The following is a 248-nucleotide window of genomic DNA, read 5'->3' as shown; positions in this document are numbered from 1 at the left end:
CGCTTTATTGGTCAGCATTAATGCAAAAAAATCAGACCAACCTTCTCCCATCTGTTCATTATCGACTGTATAATTTAAGCAACTCACACTGGTTCCTGTAAGACGGGTAGAAATCCCATGCCCATACTCATGAGTCACGATCCCATTATCTAAGCTGCCATCTTTATAAATATAGTTCGGTGTATCATATTTTAATGTTCCATTTACAGCGGTAGAGGCTAATTGATTTATAATAGCAACTCCTTCAG

The 248-nt window shown here is 37.9% G+C and carries 1 protein-coding gene; it reads right to left on the bottom strand.

Annotated features, from left to right (window positions below):
* A partial coding sequence (locus tag SB786_RS37185; RefSeq protein ID WP_410731706.1) for a M36 family metallopeptidase occupies positions 1–248 on the bottom strand: 248 nt, incomplete at both ends.

The sequence above is a fragment of the Burkholderia sp. SIMBA_062 genome, assembly GCF_046534765.1.
Taxonomy (GTDB): Bacteria; Pseudomonadota; Gammaproteobacteria; order Burkholderiales; family Burkholderiaceae; genus Burkholderia; species Burkholderia ambifaria.
Note: the sequence above shows the minus strand (reverse complement) of the source record. Positions and strands in the feature narration are given on the sequence as shown.